Here is an 18,551-nt window from a genome sequence, read left to right on the forward strand (position 1 = left end):
TCGGGTGTGACGTGGACGTCCTGTCGGCGCAGGCCGGTAGGGTGCCGGGAACGCTGGGGAGGAGAGGTCGATGCTCGGGCTTGAGGTGCCGCCCGCCGTCGAGGCGGAACGGGTCGTCGCGGCCGTCCTGGCCGACCTGCGCGCCGGGGACCACCGGGGCGTGGTGGTCGACTCCCCGCCCGGGGCCGGCAAGTCGACCCTCGTGGTGCGGGCCGCCGTCGAGCTGGCCGCCGCCGGCGAGCCGCTGATGATCGTGGCGCAGACCAACGAGCAGGTCGACGACCTCATCGACCGGCTCGCCACCAAAGCTCCTGAGCTGCGTATCGGCCGGCTGTCGGCGACCGACTACCGGCCGTCGGAGCGGGTGCGGGGGCACGACACGGTCCGGGTCGCGTCGAAGGTCGCCGATCTGGGCGACCCGGCCGTCACCATCGGTACGGCGGCGAAGTGGGCCACGGTCACCGAGGGGCGGTGGCCGTGGGCGATCGTCGACGAGGCGTACCAGATGCGCTCGGACGCCCTGCTGCGGGTGGCCGGGCGGTTCGAGCGGGCGCTGTTCGTGGGCGATCCCGGGCAGCTCGACCCGTTCTCCACGGTCGAGACGTTGCGCTGGACGGGCCTGAGCTGGGACCCGATGCAGGCGGCGGTGGCGGTGCTGCTGCGGCACAACCCGGAGTTGCCGGTGCACCGGCTGCCGGTGTCCTGGCGGCTGCCCGCCTCGGCGGCCCCGGTGGTCGCGGCGGCGTTCTACCCGTTCACCGGCTTCCGCGCCGGCACCGGCCCGGCCGACCGGGCGTTGACGCTGACCCGGCCGGGGCCGGGCGACGCGCTCGACGCGGCGGTGGAGTTGGCCGCCGGCACCGGCTGGGCGTTGCACGAGCTGCCGGCGCGGCACACCCTGCGTACCGATGCGGAGGCCGCCGCCGCGTGCGCCGCGCTCGCCCTGCGGGTGCTGGCCCGGGGCGCGGTCGCGGTCTCCGAGCATGCGCCGGACGGCGCGCCGGTGACCGCCGACCGGATCGCCGTCGGCGCGGCGCACCGCGACCAGGTCGCCGCGATCCGCGCCCACCTCGGCCCGGCCGGGGCGGACGTCACGGTGGACACCGCCAACCGGCTCCAGGGCCGCGAGTACGACGTGACGATCGTGCTGCACCCGCTCTCGGGCCGACGGGACGCGACGAACTTCCACCTGGAGTCGGGGCGGCTGTGCGTGCTGACCTCCCGGCACCGGCACGCCTGCATCGTGGTGGCCCGCGCCGGCATCGGTGAGCTGTTGGACGCCCACCCGTCGACGGAGTCGGTGCACCTGGACGTGCCGGTGAAGTTCCCCGACGGCTGGGCCGCCAACCAGACCACCATGACGTTCCTGGCGGGGCACCGGCCGTCGACGGGACGGTGAACTGCCGGTACGCGACGATCCGTACTGAGGGGTGTGCGGACGACGGAGTTGGTCACCTGCCCCCGGAGCGCGTTCGACTGGCTCGGGCCGGCCGGGGTGCGCGCGGTGGTGATCCGCTGGCTGCGCCTGGTCGCGGCGGACGCCGAGCTGGCCCCGTTCCTGATCGGGCTGGACCGGCCCCGGCTGGCCGGCCGGCTGACCGCCCAGCTGGCCTCGGCCCTGGGCGGCCCGGCTGGCGGCCCCGGCTCCGGTGGCGGTGGGCGGGCGGCCGGTGGGGCGTGGCGGCGGCTCGGGCTGACCGACGAGCAGCACTGGCGGGTGCTGGACTACCTGGCCGCCGTGCTCTGCGGCCTGGGACTGCCGGTCGACACGATCGTCGCGGCCCAGCGCGCCGTCGCCGGGGAAGCCCACGCCTGACGGCGGTCAGCCCCAGGTGTCGCCGTACTCGCGGACCCCGTCGACGTCGAGGGTGATCCGGCTGTTGGCGGTCCACGCGCCGGTGGCCGCCTGCCAGCTCGGGTCGTCGCGTTCGTCGATCGCCGTCCAGTTGGGCCGGTGCAGCCGGAGCTGGATCGGCCCGGAGGACGCGCCGGGGGCCAGCACGCCGGTGTCGAAGGTCAGCTCCACCCAACCGGGGAAGGGGGTGCCGGGCACCGGGTAGACGGTCGGGGTCGGCGTCGGGCCGGGCGGCGGCGCGGGCGGCGGAAAATACTGGAGGGTACGCCGGATGTGCTCGCAGCCCAGCGTCGCCCAGTCGCACTCGGTGGTCAGGGCGGCGTTGCCGTTCTCGAACCGCAGGTGGTAACGGACCCGCACGGTGGTCAGGTCCAGCGGCCGGCTGCCGGTGTTGGTGACGTTCAGGCGGAACTGGGCCTGGTTGTCGGTGGGCGCCCAGTCGAGGTTGAGGTAGTCGACCTTCGCCCGCCCGTACGCGGTGCGCACGGTGGTGACCGGCGAGGTGTCGGAGTAGCCGCCGACGGCGTACGCCTGGAGCGCGATCCGGTAGTCGGTGCCCGGCGCGAGGTCGGTCAGGGTGACGGCGTTGGTCTCCGTGCTGCCCAGCCCCCGGTAGGCGTTCGGCCCGATCGGCGAGCGCACGTCGTAGGTGATCGTGCCGCCCGGCTCGCCCTTCCACGTCGACGGGGTCCAGGTCAGGCTGAGCCGGTGCGGCTCGTTGGCGACCACCACGGGTGCGCCGGGGGTGGTCAGCGCCGGGGTGTCGTCGGCGCGGGCGGCGCCGACCGCGACCAGGCTGGCGAGCGCGGCGGCAGCGGCGGTGGCGGTGACACGACGGGCACGCATACCCCGGATGGTACGGATATCGATGCACGTGCATCAATGACGGAGATGGTGTCGCTGATTCGCCAACGTCGTCAGCTCGACAGCGTCCGACCACCATCTGCCGTCCCGGCAGGGAGCGCCACCGGTGGCCGGACGCGACGGAGCGGAACCCTGGCCCGGGCCCGCTCCGTGGTCGCGCCGCGTCCCGGCGGCGGAGGTGTTCGCTCAGGCGGGGATATAGTCGAACTCGTCCGGGTTCGGGCCGGTCCGGCCGGCCTCGCCCTTGTCCAGCCCGCTGATCCGCTCCATCGCCGTGTCGTCCAGGGTGAAGTCGAAAAGCTGGAAGTTCTCCTCGATCCGCTTCGGGGTGGTCGACTTCGGGAAGACGATGTCGCCGCGCTGCACGTGCCAGCGCAGCACCACCTGGGCGGGGGTACGGCCCACCTGCTCGGCGACGTCGACGACCGTCGGGTCGTCGAGCACCCTGCCCTGGGCGATCGGAGACCACGCCTCGGTGAGGATGTTGTGCTCCCTGCCGTACGCGCGCACCTGCTCGTTGGTGAGGTACGGGTGCACCTCGACCTGGTTGACCGCCGGCACCACGTCGGCCTCGGCGGCCAGCCGCTCCAGGTGCGGCACCTGGAAGTTCGACACCCCGATCGAGCGGGCCCGGCCGTCGCGCTGGAACTCCTCGAGCGCCTTCCAGGTGGAGACGAAGTCGCCGTCGTAGCGGGTGGGCAGCGGCCAGTGGATGAGGAACAGGTCGACGTAGTCCATCTTCAGCGCGGCCAGCGTCGACTCGAACGCCCTGCGGGCGTCCTCGGGGCGGTGGAAGCCGTTGTTGAGTTTGCTGGTCACGAAGACGTCGCCCCGGTCCAGCCCGGAGGCGCGGACCGCCTCGCCGACCTCCGCCTCGTTGCCGTACATCTCGGCGGTGTCGATGTGCCGGTAGCCGATCTCCAGCGCCCGGCCGACGGCCTCGGCGGTGTCCTTCGGCTCGATCTGGTAGACCCCGAAGCCGAGCTGCGGGATGGTGTTGCCGTCGTTGAGGCTGATGTCGGGAACGGTGTTGGCCATGTCGGTGGGTTACCCGGTCGGGCGGTTTCCTCACCGCCCGACCGGGGTGATCTGAGACAACCGGCCCGTTCAGCCCCAGATCGCGGTGGCCCACTCCGGGTGGTCGACGAACGGGTTGCGGTTGCCCTGCCAGCGTTCGTAGATGCGCTGGTTGCGGCGCTGCTCGAAGGCGTCGGGCGGGTCCTGGCGGTGCCACTGCAGCAGCACCGGCAGCCGGCCCAGGTAGGGCGCGGAGCCGTTGGTGACCGAGTTGTTCATCTCCAGGTTCGGCCAGCCGTCGTCGCCCTCGTACCGGATCGCCATATACATGATCATGCGGGCGACGTCGCCCTTGACCGCGTTGCGGGGCTCGAACGAGTCGGCGTCGCTGTAGCTGCCCGGGGCCTCGGCGACCGCGCTGCCGCCGGTGTCGAAGTCCTTGTTGCCCCGGGTGGAGTTGACCGTCACGTCCTCGGGACGCAGGTGGTGCACGTCGGTGCCCGGCCCGGTGGCGGTGCCGAAGTCACCGTGCGACTTGGCCCAGACGTGCTCCCGGTTCCAGTCGTTGGCCCCGCCGCCGTTGCTGCTCTTGCTCTGCGACCGTCCGCTGTAGAGCAGGATCACGTTGTTGGCGTTCGCCGGGTCCTGGTCGGTGTCCTTCAACGCCTCCCACACCTGGTCGTAGCTGAGCTTCGTCTGGGTCCTGATGATGGTGTGCAGGGACGTGCGCAGCGCGCTGCCGGTCTTGCCCATCGCGTTCGCGTAGTACGTCGAGTCGTAGGGCCCGGTGGAGCCCGTCGGCACCGGGGTGGGGGAGGCGGTGGTGGCGGTGGGCGTCGGGGTGCTGCCGCCGCCGAGGCTCATCGCGGTCGGGCTCTTCAACCCGCCGTGACTGAAGTACGCGGTCAGCGTCCCGGTCGCGGTGACCTGCCGGCCGCGCAGCGACGGGTTGGTCAGCAGCCCGAACGTGCTGCGGTAGTCGGCGGTGATCTGGACGTAGAGCATCCGGCTGGTGCCGGTCTCGGTGGCCGTGTCGGCCAGGGCGATGGCGGTGTCGGCGGTGTAGCCGGAGGTGAGCACCGTGCTGGTGGCGGTCGGCTGGCCGATGACGTACCCGGTGACCGTGGCGGTCCGGCCGTCCTGGGTGGCGAGTGCCTGCGCCACGGTCGACGTGGCCGCCGCCGACGCCGACGTCGCGACCACCGCCACCGGGACCGCCAGGGTGACGGCGGCGGTGAGCACGGTGACCAGCCGCCCGGTTCGCGGGCGGATGCTGCTCTTCATATCCATGCCCGGCGATGTTATCGGCCGGAACCCGCCTGGCGGGAGGTCGCCGAGGTGAATTCCCGTCGCGGCGTGGTGCCGGGCCGCGCCGGACGCCGGTCGGGCCGGGACCGTGCGGTCCCGGCCCGTCGCCTCACTTGACCAGCGGCTGGCCCTGCTTGTCGCGGAACGCGCCGACCAGGATCATGATCAGATCGATGAACGCCCAGATGCCGAACCCGCCGATGGTGATCAGCTGGAGCACGCCGGTGCCGACCTTGCCGGTGTAGAACCGGTGCGCGCCGAGCACACCGAGGAAGAAGCAGAGCAGCAGCGCGACGACCCAGGACTTCTGGGTGGTGACAGGAGCGGTCACGACGGTCCTTTCTCAGGTGGAGACAGCCGCGGGAGCGTATCCACCGGCCCGGTGCCGCACAAGATCGAGACCGGCGGCTCCGTCCGGACGGACGAGCAGGTCCGGGCCGGTCAGGCCGGCTTCTCCCGTCTGCGGGCCGACGCCGCGTCGCCCGCTGCTCCCGGCCGGCGCGGCCGGGCCGGGGCCGGTTCAGCGGGCGCGGACGGCGGCGGAGGCGGCCCGGAACCCGATCGTCCGGTCGACCAGCCGTTCCACCAGTTCCGCCTTGCGCAGGCCGGCCACCCCGCGCAGGCCGAGCCGGGCGGCCAACGCGCGCAGGTCCCGCATCGCCCACGGCGTCAGGTACTCCGTACCGTCCCGGCGGTGGACGAAGGCGTCCAACGTGGCCGACGCGGCGGCCAGGTCGACGCCCGACGGGGCGGACGGTCCCGCCCCGACCGGCCGGTCCGGACCGTCCCGGAGCGGGGCCACCGGGGCGACGACCAGCCGGGCCCGCCCCTGCGCCAGCGCGAGGGCGTCGGCGGCCGACAGCCCGGCCAGTAGTTCCCCCACCCGGGCCAGGACGACGACCGCGACGTCCCCCGCCGACTCCGGACCGCTCACACCGTCACCTCGCGGGGTTGCAGGTGGGCGATGAACTCGGTGGTGATCTGCCGCAGTTCCTCCTGCACCACCGGTGCGGTGACCCGGTGCCGCAGCACCACCGGAACGCCGCGCGGGGTGTTCCCGGCGAACAGCGTGACGTTCTCCCGTAGCGCGGTGGGGAAGACCGGCAGCCCGAGCGCCCGTACCTGGTCCAGGTAGCCCTGATGGGCGGCGATCGGCCGCTGCGCCGTCAACTGGATCATGGTGAAGACCACCCCGGCCACGTCCGGGGCGACCTTGTGGTGCCGGCGACTGGTGGCGAACCGGCGGGCGTCGGCGTTGTACCGGTCGACCAGTTCCCGGACGCTGCCGCAGAGATGGTCGATGCCGAGGGTGGACAGGTAGTCGGCCCGGGCCGGGATGAGCAGGTGGTCGCTGGCGATGACGGCGGACTGGGTGACCACGTTGAAGTTCGGCGGGCAGTCGATAAGCACCAGGTCGTAGCCGTCGAGCGCCGCGTCGTGCAGCCCCTCGGCCAGCGCGCCACGGACCCGGAACAGCTCCCGGTCGTAGTCCTCCCCGTCGGCCACGCCCCGGGCCAGCGCCAGGTCGATGTCGGCCAGGCCGAGGTGCGAGGCGATCAGATCCAGCCGGCCGGCCCCGGTCAGGTGGGCGTTGGCCGGGCCGGGGGAGACCACCAGCTCACCCAGCGTAACCGCCGGGGTGTCCCCGCGCAGGCCGTCGTACCAGCGTTTCACGGTACGGCCATCGCGCAGCCGTTCCCGCCAGTCGTCCGGGTCGTAGAAGCTGAACGTCAGACTGGTCTGCGGATCGAGGTCGATCAGCAGCACCTTCATCCCCCGGTTCGCCAGTTCGGCCCCGAGGTTCGCGGTCACGGTGGTCTTGCCGACCCCGCCCTTGTAGTTGATCACGGACACGACGTACACCGACGGCACCTCCCCAGAGGGGGAACCGTAGCCGCCCGGATGGCGTCTGACCATCCATGATGCCCATCCCGGCCGGTCACGCTCCGCGATCGGGCGGCCGGCTCGCCGCCGTCGGCGTCGGGCTCGCCGCCCTGGCGGTGCCGCTCTGGGCGGTCGGCATGACCGTGTGGCAACCGCTCACCGAACCGGTCGGCCCGTGGTCGGAGCGGCTCCCCGAGGCGTCCACCTACTGGGCCCGTGACCTGCGTTTCCTGGCACTGATGGCGGTAGCGTCCGGGCTGGTGCTGGCCGGTGGCGGCCGGCGTTCGTGGCTGGTGCCGGCCGTGCTGCTCGGCGGTGGCGCGCTGGCCGCCGACGTCGCCGTCGACCGGGCCGACCCCACCGGCCCCGGCGCGACCGTGTCACTCGTCGCCGCCGGCTGGCTGGCCGTCGCCATCACCGTGCTGCTCGCCGTACGCCGGGACGGCGCGACCGGTGTGGACGGTCCCCACCGCCGGGCGGACGGGACCGGCCCGGGAGACACGCCCGGCGCGGCGGTAGTGGCCAGGTCGGACCGTACCGTCTTTCCGGCGGGCCCGCTCCGGACGGGCGGCCGGGACCGGGCCGTCCTGGCCGGGGTGGCCGCCGTCGCGGCGGCGCTGGCGCTGACCGCCGTGCTGACCCGGTCGCCGACCGACCGGGAACCCGCCCTCGGCCCGGCGACCCTGGCCACCGCTCTGCTCCTGCTGGCGGTGACCGTGGCCGGTGCGCTGGCCGCCGCTCCCGCACGAGGTCGACGTCGCCTCGTGCTGGCGGTGGGGCTGGCCGTGGCCGGTGGGGTCGGCCTGCCGCTGATCCGGCTCGTCGGGCCGGCCGACCGGCTCGTGCCGGTGGCGCTGCTCGGCGCGGTCCTGCTGCTGTGGGTGACGCTGCTGACCCGGCCCGCCCTGCCGGCGCGGCGCTACCCGCTGCCCGGCGCGGTGGCCCTGCTCGCCCCGGGCGCGCTGTGGCACGTCGCGCTGCTGGTCAGCACGGCCCTCTCACCGGGCGCGCCGTTGACCGCGTTGGCCGGCAACAGCCCGGTCGGCGGTGGCGACCCGGACGTGCTCCCCGCGCTGGCCGGCCTGGTCGCCGGCCTCGGCACCGCGCTGTTGCTGGCCCGGACGGCGGGCGTCCCGGGGCGGCGCGGTCACCGCCCGGATTTGTCGGCCGGTGGGTCGGCGCGCCCGGCCAGCGCCGAGCGGCGGTACCCGTAGCACGCGTAGATCAGCCCGCCGAGCAGGAACCAGGCGGCGAACCGCAGCCAGGTGACGTGGTCGAGGAAGCTGATCAGCCAGATCGAGAAGATCACCCCGAGCGCCGGCACCACCGGCATCCCGGGCAGCCGGAACGTCCGTGGGGCGTCCGGGCTGCGGTAGCGCAGCACGATCACCGCGACACAGACCACCACGAAGGCGAGCAGGATGCCGATGTTGGTCAGCTCGGCGGCCTGCCGGATCGGTAGGAAACCGGCGATCACCGCCGAGGCCACCCCGACGATCCAGGTGACCCGGGTGGGCACCCGTCGGACCGGGTGCACCTTGGCGAACCAGGCCGGCAGCAGGCCGTCGCGGCTCATCGAGAACCACACCCGGGTCACCCCGAGCATGAAGGTGAACATCACCGTCAGGATGCCGATGATCGCCCCGACGGCGATGACGCTGGCCAGGCCCGAGAGCCCCACCGAGGCGAACGCGGAGGAGAAGCCGCTCTCCGGGTCGATGTCCCGGTAGTTCTGCATCCCGGTCAGCACCAGGGTGGCCAGCACGTACAGCACCATCGAGATGACCAGCGACCAGACGATCGCCTTCGGCATGTGCCGGCGGGCGTCGCGGGACTCCTCGGCGGCGGTGCTCATCGCGTCGTAGCCGAACACGGCGAAGAAGACCGTGGCCGCGCCGGTGAACGCCCCACCGAGCCCGAACGGGAAGAACGGCGAGTAGTTGGCGGTGCGGACGTGGAAGAAGCCGACCACGATCACCAGCAGCACCACGGCCACCTTCACCCCGACCACGACCGTCTCGAACCGGGCGGCGGTCCGGATGCCCAACGTCAGCAGGAAGGCGATCAGCAGGCAGAGCAGCACGGCGAACAGGTCCACCACGTGCCCGTCGCCGGTGCCCGGGGCGCCCAGCATCCAGGCCGGCAGGTCGACGCCGAGCTGCCCGACGAGGAAACCGAAGTAGCCGGAGATGCCGATCGCCACCACCGCCACGATCGCGGTGTACTCCAGCAGCAGGTCCCAGCCGATGAACCAGCCGACCGCCTCGCCGAGCACCGCGTAGCCGTAGGTGTAGGCCGAGCCGGCCTTGGGGATCATGCCGGCGAACTCGGCGTACGACAGCGCCGCCGCCGCGCTGGCCAGCCCGGCGATCAGGAACGACACCAGCACGGCCGGCCCGGCGGTCTCGTTGGCGACCGCCCCGGCCAGGGCGAAGATGCCGGCCCCGATGATGCCGCCGACGCCGATCGCGGTGAGTTGCCACAACCCCAGCGAACGGGACAACCCCTGGTCGGTCTCGTCGGCGATCTCCTCGACCGGCTTGCGGCGGAAGATCCCGCCGCGGTCGACTGTGGAGGCCATCGTCGTCCCCTTCCGCCGGAGTACATCCACCTTGGTTGATACTCCCTGTGCGGCGGATGCACAATCGGCAACGACCCGGTCACGCTCGAACGGGACGCCGGGCCGGGGCACCGGGCTACGGCTGCGGCGGGGCCTGCCCACCCGGGCGCGGAGCCGGCCGCCAGTACTGCCGTCCGCCCTCGTCCCGGACGACCACCCCGATCCGGGCCAGCTCCCCTCGCAGTTCCCGGACGTCGCGCGCCCGGTCGGCGTCGACGGCCCGCTGCCGGGCGCGCAGCAGCGGGTCCGCCCCCGGCGGCAGGTCGGGCAACCCCTCCACCCACCGCCGGTACGCCTCCCGGTGCGGGTCGGCGTCCCGCCACGGCCACCCGTGCCCGTCGAAGGCGTCCCGCAGTCGCCGCCGGCTCAGGTCGGAGCGTTCCCGGGCCAGCTCCGCGCCGGCCGGACCGAGCAGCACCAGCTCCCTGCCGTCGACGAAGACGGCGGTGACGGTGCGCCGGGGCAGCTCGCGGTCGACGCCGTCGCGCCGCCACCGCACCCCGCCCCGGTCCACCGTGACGATCAACCGTTCCCGGGTGCCGACGTGGGCGACGAACAGGCCGGCCAGCACCCCGAGCGTCACGCCCCCGGCCAGCGCCCGCCGGTACGGCAGCCCGGCGACCAGCTCGAACCACCCCTGCACCGGAGCCCAGGGCAGCCCGGCCACCCAGTCGGCGACCAGCGGCAGCAGGCCACCCACGGCGACGCCCAGCAGCGGGAAGCCGACCCACAGCACCACCAGCTCCCCGACGTCACCACCGACCCTGGTCGCGGCGTCCGGCTCCCGCCCCCGCATGGTCAGTGCACCTCACGCCGCAGCGTGCGCACCATTCCGACGGCGAGCGGCGCGACCACCCAGACCAGCAGGGACACTCCGAGCCGACCCCACTGCCCGGCGGTCATGTCCGGGCCGAGCAGCGGCTCCATGGTGATCGAGGTGTCCAGCCAGCGGGCCGGGCCGTGCAGGGCCGCGATCATCGCGGACAGGATGCCCCACACGGTCGGCAGCAGCAGCGAGGTGACGATCGCCAGCGGGGTGTTGAGCAGCAGCAACCCGAATCCCGCGCCGATCAGCACGTTGATGGACTGGAACACGGCGGCGTGCCCGGCCAGTGTCCAGTCGAAGTCCCAGCTCCCCGACCCGCCGGTGACCCCCGAGAGCACTGTGCCGACGGCGGCGACGGCCAGGCTCACCAGCACCGACGCCAACGCGGCGAGCAGCACGGCGGCGAGCTTGGCGACGATCACCCGTTCCCGGCGCGGCACCAGGGCGAACGTGGTCAGCGCGGTGCGTTGGGACCACTCGGCGGTGATCGACAGGATGCCCAGCACCGGCAGCAGCAGTGCCACCGGCGCCAGCGACGCGGTGAAGAAGTTGGTGAAGGTCTGCGCGGCGTCGTCGACGAAGCGCAGTTGCAGCGCGACGATCGCGGCGGCGATCAGCCCGATCGAGGCCAGCAGCCAACGGCCGGCCCGGGTGTCGCCGAGCTTGCGCAGCTCCACCCCGACCAGCCGGGTCAGGGACGGCCCGGCCACGACCGGCCGGACGGTGGTGGGGGGAGTGGTCGTCATGGTGGTCACTGCACGGCCTCCTTGGTGCTCGCGCCGGCGGTCAGGGTGAGGAAGAGCTGTTCCAGGCCACCGCCGCCGGCCGGCCGCAGCTCGGTCAGGACCAGTCCGGCGTCGGCGGCGGCCTGCCCGACGGCGTCGGGTTCGGCGCGGACCACGCACCCGCCGTCGGCGCTGGCGGTGGTGTCCAGCCCGGCCCGGTCGAGGGTGAGCCGCAGGGCGTGCGGGTCGCGGGCCCGGACCAGGGTGCCGGCCCCGGCCAGCAGTTCGTCCTTGCCGCCCTGGGCGACCACCCGGCCGCCGCCGATCACCACCAGCCGGTCGGCGACCGCCTCCACCTCCCGCAGCAGGTGGGAGGAGAGCAGCACGGTGCCGCCCCGGTCGGCGAAGTCGCGCAGCAGGCCGCGCATCCAGAAGATCCCCTCCGGGTCCAGGCCGTTGGCCGGCTCGTCGAGGACCAGCACCCGGGGCTCACCCAGCAGCGCCAGCGCCAGGCCGAGCCGCTGCCGCATCCCCAGCGAGTACGCCCCGACCCGCCGCTTCGCCGCCACCGGGTTCAGGCCCACCCGGTCGAGCACCGCGGGCACCCGGTCGGCGTCCACGCCCATGATCCGGGCGGCCAGGAACAACGTCTCCCGCCCGCTGCGCCCGACGTGCTGCGCGGAGGCGTCCAGCAGCACGCCCACCTCGCGGCCCGGGTTGGGCAGCTCGCGGTAGGGCTGACCGGCGACGGTGGCGGTGCCGGAACTCGGGCGGGTCAGCCCGCAGAGCATCCGCATGGTGGTGGACTTGCCCGCCCCGTTCGGGCCGAGGAAGCCGGTCACCGTGCCCGGTTCGCAGCGGAACGAGACGTCGTCGACGGCGGGATGCGGGCCGTACCGCTTGGTGAGGTGGTCAACTGCGATCATGCCGTCGAGCCTGTCCCAGCCACCCGGCCGGGCGCTGCGGCCGGCGGTCGAGGGCCGCCCCTACCTCGGTCTACCCGAAGACCTCGACTTTGGTTGGTGTCCGCGGCGCCGTTCGGCTTTCTAGCATGGGTGGGTGAGTGCTGCCGTCGTACCCGATCATCCCTGGCTGCTGCCGGGGGCGCTGACGCCCGAGGCGAGGGCGGCCCGGCGGACGCCCCGGGACTGGCTGGTCGACACGGTGGCCTTCCTGCTCGCCGTCGGCTGGGCGCTGGTGGCGTTCGGGGACGCGATGTCGCCCGACCCGCAGTTCGCCCACAACGCCGGGCCGTCCTGGCTGGTCGGGGTGGACCTGGCGGCGGGCCTGAGCTACTGCGCGGCGCTGTGGCTGCGTCGGCGCTGGCCGGTCGGGCTGGCCGTGGCCGGCCTGCCGCTGGCGCTGTTCTCGGTGACCGCCGGGGTGGCGATGCTGGTCGTGGTGTTCACCGTGCTGATCCACCGGCCGCTGCCGATCGGCGCGGCGCTGGTCAGCTTCCACCTGGCGGTCATCCCGCTCTACACCGTCGTACGCCCCGACCCGACGCTGCCCTACTGGGCGACGGTGGCCTGGACGCTGATGTTCGTCGGGATCGTGGTGGCGTGGGCGCTGTTCGTCCGCGCCCGCCGGCAGTTGGTGCTGTCGCTGCGGGACCGGGCCCACCGGGCCGAGGCCGAGCAGCAACTCCGCGTCGACCAGGCCCGCCAGTTGGAGCGCACCCGGATCGCCCGGGAGATGCACGACGTGCTGGCGCACCGGATCTCGCTGCTCAGCCTGCACGCCGGGGCGTTGGAGTTCCGCCCGGACGCGCCGCCGCAGGAGGTGGCGCGGGCGGCCGGGGTGATCCGGGGCAGCGCCCACGCCGCCCTCCAGGACCTGCGCGAGGTGATCGGGGTGCTCCGGGCCGACACCGCCGGCGGCGACGCCGCACCGGAACGCCCCCAGCCCACCCTCGCCGACGTGCCCGCGCTGATCGCCGAGTCCCGGGCCGCCGGGGTCCGGGTCACCCTGGTCGACGAGGTCGCCGAACCGACGCGGGTGCCGACGGCGGTGGGGCGCAGCGCGTACCGGATCGTGCAGGAGGGGCTGACCAACGCGCGCAAGCACGCCCCCGACACGACGGTCGGCGTCCGGCTGGCCGGCGGCCCGGGGCGGGAGCTGGCGGTGGAGATCCGCAACCCCTGGCCGGTGGGCACCTCCGCGCCGGCCCTGCCGGGCGCCGGCACCGGGCTGGTCGGCATCGCCGAGCGGGTCACCCTGGCCGGTGGCCGGCTGACCCACGGCCGGGACGGGGCGACCGGGGACTTCCGGCTGGCGGCCCGGCTGCCGTGGCCGGCATGAGCCGCCCGGCCGGTACCGCCGCCCGGCTGCCCGGCGGTGCCCGGTGACCGGCACGACGGACGGCGACGCCGCCCCGGTGCGGGTGTTGATCGTCGACGACGACCCGCTGGTCCGCGCCGGGCTGTCGATGATCCTCGGGGGTGTGCCGGACGTCCGGGTGGTGGGCGAGGCCGCCGACGGCGACGAGGTCCCCGCCGCCGTCGCCCGGTGTACGCCGGACGTGGTGCTGATGGACATCCGGATGCCCCGGGTCGACGGGCTGGCCGCCACCGAGGCGCTGCGGGCGTTGCCGGACCCGCCGGAGGTGCTGGTGCTGACCACCTTCGACGCCGACGAGCAGGTGCTGCGCGCGTTGCGGGCCGGGGCGGGTGGTTTCCTGCTCAAGGACACCCCGCCCGCCGAGATCGTCCGGGCGGTGCTGCGGGTGGCCGCCGGTGAGGCCACCCTGTCGCCGACGGTGACCAGGCAGTTGATCAGCCACCTGACCGTGGGGCCCACGCCGGGTCCGGACCGGCGTCGGGACCGGGCGCTGCGGCTGCTGGCCGGGCTCACCGAGCGGGAACACGAGGTCGCGGTGGCGCTCGGCCACGGCCGGACCAACGCGGAGATCTCGGCGGAGCTGTTCATGAGCGTGGCGACGGTGAAGGCGTACGTGTCCCGGCTGCTGACCAAGCTGGCGCTGAACAACCGGGTCCAGGTGGCGCTGCTGGTCCACGACGCGGGCCTGGTGTGACGATCTGAAGCACCCAGATTCGATGACCCTCATTTTTGGTGGTATCAAATCTGGGTGCATCGGAGCGGGGTATGCACGGCTTCGTGGGGCGGGACCGGGAACTCGCCCTGCTCGACGGCATGCTGGCCGAGGTCAGCCGGGGAGGGCGGGCTGGTCGCCCCGGGCGGGCACTGCTGATGCGGGGGCGGCGTCGGGTCGGCAAGTCCCGCCTGGTCGAGGAGTTTGTCGACCGGGCCGGGGTGCCGGCACCTGTTCTTCACCGCGTCCGCCCAGCCCACCGCCGACCCGTACCTGCGCTTCTGGCTCACCTTTCTCGGCCCGTACCTGCCTAAGATCGAGCGCGGGCGGGGCGATCTCACCCTGGCCCGGCTGCGTACTTCCTGGACGTCCTGGCGGGGGCGGGCGATCGAGCCGGTGGTACGGGAGTCGCTGCGCCGGCTGCCCGCCGGCCACCTGCCGGCGGACACCGGCGTGGTGGGCGGCTACTGGACCCGGACCAACGATCCGGAGATCGACCTGGTCGGGGCGGACCGTGGACCGGTCGCCCGGCGGATCACCGTCGTCGGCTCGGTGAAGTGGCTGGAGAACCGGCCCTTCGACGGGCACGACCTGGGACGGCTCACCCTGCACCGGCCCCGGCTGCCCGGTGCCGACGAACAGGTGCCGCTGCTGGCGGTGACCCGGGCCGGCGCGGTGGTGGACGGGGTGCGGGTGTTGACGCCGGAGGATCTGCTCACCGCGTGGGGGGATTGAACCGCCGCCGGTCACCGCCCGTACCACTGCGCGAGGATGCGTTGCGGCGATTCAGCCGCAGTCGCTGCCGAGTTGCGGGAGGCCTGCCGTGCGAGTTGGTGAGCAGTCGACGGACCCCATCGATCAGGTTCTGGGCGAGGTGCCGGTGCCCGCCTCGTTGACACCCGAGGACGTCCGGCTCGCGGTGCGAGCGGTCGTGGTGCACGCCGCCGAGGAATGGCCCAACGGGCCGCTGTGCCGCAACGACGGCGCGTCGTACCCGTGCCGGCTGCACCGCTGGGGGCGGCGGGTGCTGGAGAACCACGGGCTGAACGAGCGTCAGATCGACGCGCTGATCCGGCACGGGAACCCGTTCGTGCACGTGCCCTTCCCGTTCACCTACACCACGCCCCGGCCCGGCGCGGCCCCGGCGCGGACCGCCCCGGCGGCCGGCTACCCGGCCCGTGGCCAGGCCGGTCGGCCGGTCGCGCCCGGGGCGCGGCCCGCCGCGGCGGGGATGCGGCCGGGTGTGCGCTCCGGCGTTCCCGGCCGGCCGGTGACGCCCCCCGCCGCCGCGCCGCGCTGGCCCCGGGCGAGCTGAGCGCCCGGCCCCGGTGCCCCGACGCCGGCCCGGCCCTGGTGATCCCGTGGGGCCGGACCGGCGTCGGCCGTCGTCTCGGTCAGCGGCTCACGCCGCAGTCCGGAGCGGCCCAGCTGGTGCGGTTCGTCGAGTTGTCCCGGTTGTTCTCCCGCCGCGAGTCCACGTGGACGTGGTCGTCGTGACCGGGGTAGCCGGGGCCGTAGATGCCGCTGAACCCGTGGTCGCGGGAGGCGCGGGCGATCTCGCAGAGCGACCTGTTCTGCGAGGTCACGTCGGCGGCGTTGCCGTAGAGGTGCTGGCTGTCCGAAGCCCCACCGACCTGCTTGTTGCAGCTGGAGTCCCGGAACCCGCTGGTGACGTTGAGCGGCTTGTCGCCCAGGCCGCGCCGCAACGCCTCCAGTTTCCACATGGTGCGCACCGCGTTGGCCTTGGTGTCGGTGGCGGAGAGCGGACCACCGCTCCAGCCGCCCTTGCCGCAGCCGCCGTCCAGCTCCCGGTAGCTGAAGTGGGCCGGCGTGCAGTCGTTGTCCTGCAACTGGTAGAGCTTGCTGAAGGTCTGCTTGCCGGCGACGCCGTCGCTGCGCAGCCCGTACGCGCTCTGGAAACGCTTGACCGCGGCGGCGGTCTCGGGGCCGAAGTCCCCGTCGATCCGGACGGTTCCCCCGCGCCCCGCCCAACCGGCCACCCGGATCTGCAACTGGCGGACGTCGTCTCCGGAGCGCCCCTGGTAGAGGTCGCGTTTCCAGGTGTAGCAGCCGTCGGCGTGGGCCGCTGGCGCGGCGGCCACCGTGGCGATCGCGGCTCCCGGCAGAGCCAGGGCGAACGCGACGAGTGCCCGCTTCACAGTGTTCTGGCGCACAGAAGTCCTCCCGATTGGAAGTGAATGGGGTGGTGAACAGGCCATCGCCCGGGACGTCCTGCAACTTCCACCTTGACAGCTACCTGGACGATTCGCGGCAATAAAGGGGAATCGTCCTCGCAGTCGGCGATAGCTGGGTATTGCCTGTGAATGGCGATGAATGGCGATTCGGGCAGGAGGGGTCAGCCGGTGACGGGAGGGACGCCAATTCCGACACCGGTGAAGTGCCCCGAAACGGATCAGCCGGGCACCGAGGGTGATGTGGGTCCGTGACCCGGACCCGGTAACGTCGTCCCGGCGGCGACGGGGAGGTGGGACGGTGGCGCGGGGCGGGGTCTTCTGTGTCGAGGGGCAGTGGCACCGCGACCTCAACGAGCGCGGTTCCGTGCTGCCCACCCTCGACCTGCTCGAACGGCTCGGCCGCATCCGCTACATCCACAAGGACGCCGCCACCCGCGACGAGCTGTTCTACTTCCTCGACCGGTGGCTGCTCAAGCAGTACGCCGACCACCGGGTCGGCTTCTTCGCCATGCACGGCGAACCCAGCCGGCTCTGCCTCACCGACTGGGACTCCGTCGAGCTGTCCGACGTCGCCGAGCGGATGGCCGGCCGGGGCGAGGGCCGGCGGCTCTACTTCGGTAGCTGCTCGGTGCTGCGCGCCTCCGACGCCACCCTGCGCGATTTCCTCGACGTCACCGGCGCGGCCCTGATCTGCGGCTTCACCCGCGAGGTCGACTGGGTCGAGTCGGCCGCCTTCGAGACGGTGCTGCTCGACGTGCTCGCCAACGGCCAGCGGCACAACGCCGCCGAGCTGCGGATGGGTTCGGCGCACTGGGCTCCGCTCGCGGCGTACCTCGGCTTCCGGGTGATCTACGCCAACGGGCGCGCCTGGCGGCCCGCCGCCCGGCCCCGGGTCCCCGCCCAACCGGGCCGGGTCGGCGGCCGGTCCGGCTGACGCCCGGCGGGCCTGGTAGAACCGGGGGATGGCACGCAGCGTCGCAACCAACACCCGGGTCGACCGGGACGCCCTGCTCGACTTCGTCCGGCCCCGGCACCGGGTCCTGCTGATGACCACCCGCGCCGATGGCCGGCCACAGTCCTCCCCGGTCGCCTGCGGCGTGGACGCCGCCGGACGGCTGGTGATCTCCACCTATCCGGAACGGGCCAAGGTCACCAACATCCGCCGTGACCCCCGGGTCTCCGCCTGCGTGCTCTCCGACGACTGGGACGGCCCGTGGGTGCAGGTCGACGGCGTGGCCGAGGTGCTCGACCTGCCCGAGGCGCTGGACCCGCTGGTGGAGTACTTCCGCAGCATCGCAGGGGAGCACCCGGACTGGGACGAGTACCGGGCGGCCATGACGGCGCAGGGCAAGTCGCTGATCCGGATCACCGTCGAGGGCTGGGGCCCGATCGCCACCGGCGGCTTCCCCGCCCGCCTCGCGGACTGACGTCCGGTACGACGCCGGCCGCCGCTCCGACACGCCGGCCGCCGTCGCGCCGGCCGTCGTCGCCCGGTCAGTACGCCGCCGTGAACCGCATGTTCTCGTAGCGGGGCTCCTCGATCTCGTCCACGATCGCCACCGCCAGGTCCTCGTAGCTGAGCACCGAGCGGCCCTGCCCGTCGGTGACCGGGTGCTCGGTGCCGGTGCGGTACCGGCCGGTCCGCTCGCCGGGGTGGAACTCCACCGGCGGCGGCGAGACGTACGTCCAGGTCACCCCGTCGGCCGAGGAGCGGTACAGGGCCAGGGCGTCGGCCTGCCCGAGCGCCGGTTCCCGGTACCCGTCGGGGAAGTCCGGCTCGTCGAGGAACGGGGTGTCCCGCGCCGTCAGCAGGGTCGCCCCGCCGCCGACGTGGATCACCCGGGGCGGATCGGGCAGGTCACGCAGGACGGTGACCAGGTTCTCCGCCGCGGTACGCCACAGCGCCCGCTCACCGCCGCCGACCGCCACCACGATCACGTCGGCCTCCGGGGCCAGTTCGGCGACGCTGCGCGCCGAGGTCACGTCCCCGGTCACCACGCGTACCCCCGCCGGCAGCCAGGTGACCGCCTCCGGGCGACGGACCGCCGCGGTGACCCGGTGCCCCCTGCCGGCCGCCTCGGTGGCGATCCGTGAGCCTGCGGTGCCCCCGGCGCCGTACACCACCACGTTGCCCATGCCGTCCAGGCTAGGCAGCGGGTCGCCGTCGCGGTGGTGTAACGGGCGATCCGGCCGGTACGGGGAGTG

General features: G+C 73.7%; 21 protein-coding genes. 9 read left to right on the forward strand and 12 right to left on the reverse strand.

All coding sequences use genetic code 11. The features are described from left to right. Positions 1-70 precede the first annotated feature (70 nt). Both FJK98_RS05660 and FJK98_RS05665 read left to right on the forward strand, forming a co-directional pair. Complete coding sequence (locus FJK98_RS05660) at positions 71-1,399, forward strand: AAA family ATPase (protein WP_145918082.1); 1,329 nt, start codon at positions 71-73, stop codon at positions 1,397-1,399. 33 nt (positions 1,400-1,432) lie between these two features. Continuing rightward, positions 1,433-1,816 (forward strand): globin, encoded by a 384-nt coding sequence (locus tag FJK98_RS05665; protein WP_194822776.1) that lies wholly within the window; start codon positions 1,433-1,435, stop codon positions 1,814-1,816. Between the two features lie 6 nt (positions 1,817-1,822). Here FJK98_RS05665 and FJK98_RS05670 read toward each other — a convergent pair whose 3' ends face one another. The 6 genes from FJK98_RS05670 to FJK98_RS05695 form a co-directional block, all read right to left on the reverse strand. Beyond that, a complete protein-coding gene (locus FJK98_RS05670; protein WP_145918083.1) occupies positions 1,823-2,701 on the reverse strand; it encodes a cellulose binding domain-containing protein in 879 nt (292 codons plus the stop codon). Between the two features lie 204 nt (positions 2,702-2,905). Further along, complete coding sequence (locus tag FJK98_RS05675; protein WP_145918084.1) at positions 2,906-3,757, reverse strand: aldo/keto reductase; 852 nt, start codon at positions 3,755-3,757, stop codon at positions 2,906-2,908. 69 nt (positions 3,758-3,826) lie between these two features. Then, positions 3,827-5,026, reverse strand: coding sequence for an endonuclease (locus FJK98_RS05680; RefSeq protein WP_145918085.1), 1,200 nt, complete (start codon positions 5,024-5,026; stop codon positions 3,827-3,829). A 127-nt stretch (positions 5,027-5,153) separates the two neighbouring features. Then, positions 5,154-5,375, reverse strand: coding sequence for a TM2 domain-containing protein (locus FJK98_RS05685; RefSeq protein ID WP_145918086.1), 222 nt, complete (start codon positions 5,373-5,375; stop codon positions 5,154-5,156). Positions 5,376-5,564: 189 nt separating this feature from the next. Further along, entirely contained in the window at positions 5,565-5,978 is a 414-nt protein-coding gene (locus tag FJK98_RS05690; protein ID WP_145918087.1) for a Rho termination factor N-terminal domain-containing protein, read from the reverse strand. Next, entirely contained in the window at positions 5,975-6,907 is a 933-nt protein-coding gene (locus FJK98_RS05695; protein ID WP_145918088.1) for a ParA family protein, read from the reverse strand. Before FJK98_RS05695 ends, FJK98_RS05690 begins: the two co-directional genes overlap by 4 nt. Positions 6,908-6,963: 56 nt before the next feature. Here FJK98_RS05695 and FJK98_RS05700 point away from each other — a divergent pair, with 56 nt between their 5' ends. After that, a complete protein-coding gene (locus FJK98_RS05700) occupies positions 6,964-8,142 on the forward strand; it encodes a hypothetical protein (protein WP_145918089.1) in 1,179 nt (392 codons plus the stop codon). Here FJK98_RS05700 and FJK98_RS05705 read toward each other — a convergent pair. The 4 genes from FJK98_RS05705 to FJK98_RS05720 all read right to left on the reverse strand — a co-directional run bounded on the left by FJK98_RS05705 (position 8,076) and on the right by FJK98_RS05720 (position 12,025). Continuing rightward, positions 8,076-9,509: an amino acid permease gene (locus FJK98_RS05705; RefSeq protein ID WP_145918090.1), complete on the reverse strand. Its 1,434-nt coding sequence runs from the start codon at positions 9,507-9,509 to the stop codon at positions 8,076-8,078. The genes FJK98_RS05700 and FJK98_RS05705 overlap by 67 nt on opposite strands. Positions 9,510-9,624: 115 nt before the next feature. Continuing rightward, positions 9,625-10,344, reverse strand: coding sequence for a hypothetical protein (locus tag FJK98_RS05710; RefSeq protein ID WP_145918091.1), 720 nt, complete (start codon positions 10,342-10,344; stop codon positions 9,625-9,627). 2 nt (positions 10,345-10,346) lie between these two features. Further along, positions 10,347-11,120 carry an ABC transporter permease gene (locus FJK98_RS05715; RefSeq protein WP_145922593.1) on the reverse strand — a complete coding sequence of 258 codons (774 nt, stop codon included), beginning with the start codon at positions 11,118-11,120 and terminating at the stop codon, positions 10,347-10,349. Positions 11,121-11,125: 5 nt separating this feature from the next. After that, entirely contained in the window at positions 11,126-12,025 is a 900-nt protein-coding gene (locus FJK98_RS05720; protein WP_145918092.1) for an ABC transporter ATP-binding protein, read from the reverse strand. A gap of 133 nt (positions 12,026-12,158) precedes the next feature. Here FJK98_RS05720 and FJK98_RS05725 point away from each other — a divergent pair, with 133 nt between their 5' ends. The 4 genes from FJK98_RS05725 (at position 12,159) to FJK98_RS05740 (ending at position 15,466) form a co-directional block, all read left to right on the forward strand. After that, positions 12,159-13,400 carry a sensor histidine kinase gene (locus FJK98_RS05725; RefSeq protein ID WP_145918093.1) on the forward strand — a complete coding sequence of 414 codons (1,242 nt, stop codon included), beginning with the start codon at positions 12,159-12,161 and terminating at the stop codon, positions 13,398-13,400. 127 nt (positions 13,401-13,527) lie between these two features. Beyond that, positions 13,528-14,133 carry a response regulator transcription factor gene (locus FJK98_RS05730; protein WP_145922594.1) on the forward strand — a complete coding sequence of 202 codons (606 nt, stop codon included), beginning with the start codon at positions 13,528-13,530 and terminating at the stop codon, positions 14,131-14,133. Between the two features lie 222 nt (positions 14,134-14,355). After that, positions 14,356-14,886, forward strand: a complete 531-nt coding sequence (locus tag FJK98_RS05735) for a DUF234 domain-containing protein (protein ID WP_145918094.1) — start codon at positions 14,356-14,358, stop codon at positions 14,884-14,886. Between the two features lie 88 nt (positions 14,887-14,974). After that, a complete protein-coding gene (locus FJK98_RS05740; RefSeq protein ID WP_145918095.1) occupies positions 14,975-15,466 on the forward strand; it encodes a hypothetical protein in 492 nt (163 codons plus the stop codon). 79 nt (positions 15,467-15,545) lie between these two features. Here the strand turns inward: FJK98_RS05740 and FJK98_RS05745 are convergent, their stop codons facing one another. Further along, the gene (locus FJK98_RS05745; RefSeq protein ID WP_145918096.1) at positions 15,546-16,325 is read right to left on the reverse strand and encodes a D-Ala-D-Ala carboxypeptidase family metallohydrolase; all 780 of its coding nucleotides are present in this window, start codon (positions 16,323-16,325) and stop codon (positions 15,546-15,548) included. 319 nt (positions 16,326-16,644) lie between these two features. Here FJK98_RS05745 and FJK98_RS05750 point away from each other — a divergent pair, with 319 nt between their 5' ends. Both FJK98_RS05750 and FJK98_RS05755 read left to right on the forward strand, forming a co-directional pair. After that, complete coding sequence (locus FJK98_RS05750; protein ID WP_145918097.1) at positions 16,645-17,280, forward strand: hypothetical protein; 636 nt, start codon at positions 16,645-16,647, stop codon at positions 17,278-17,280. 28 nt (positions 17,281-17,308) lie between these two features. Then, the gene (locus FJK98_RS05755) at positions 17,309-17,773 is read left to right on the forward strand and encodes a PPOX class F420-dependent oxidoreductase (protein ID WP_145918098.1); all 465 of its coding nucleotides are present in this window, start codon (positions 17,309-17,311) and stop codon (positions 17,771-17,773) included. A gap of 67 nt (positions 17,774-17,840) precedes the next feature. Here FJK98_RS05755 and FJK98_RS05760 read toward each other — a convergent pair whose 3' ends face one another. Then, positions 17,841-18,482, reverse strand: coding sequence for an NAD(P)-dependent oxidoreductase (locus FJK98_RS05760; RefSeq protein ID WP_145918099.1), 642 nt, complete (start codon positions 18,480-18,482; stop codon positions 17,841-17,843). Positions 18,483-18,551: the final 69 nt, after the last annotated feature.

The organism is Micromonospora sp. HM134, from assembly GCF_007833915.1.
Taxonomy (GTDB): Bacteria; Actinomycetota; Actinomycetes; order Mycobacteriales; family Micromonosporaceae; genus Micromonospora; species Micromonospora wenchangensis.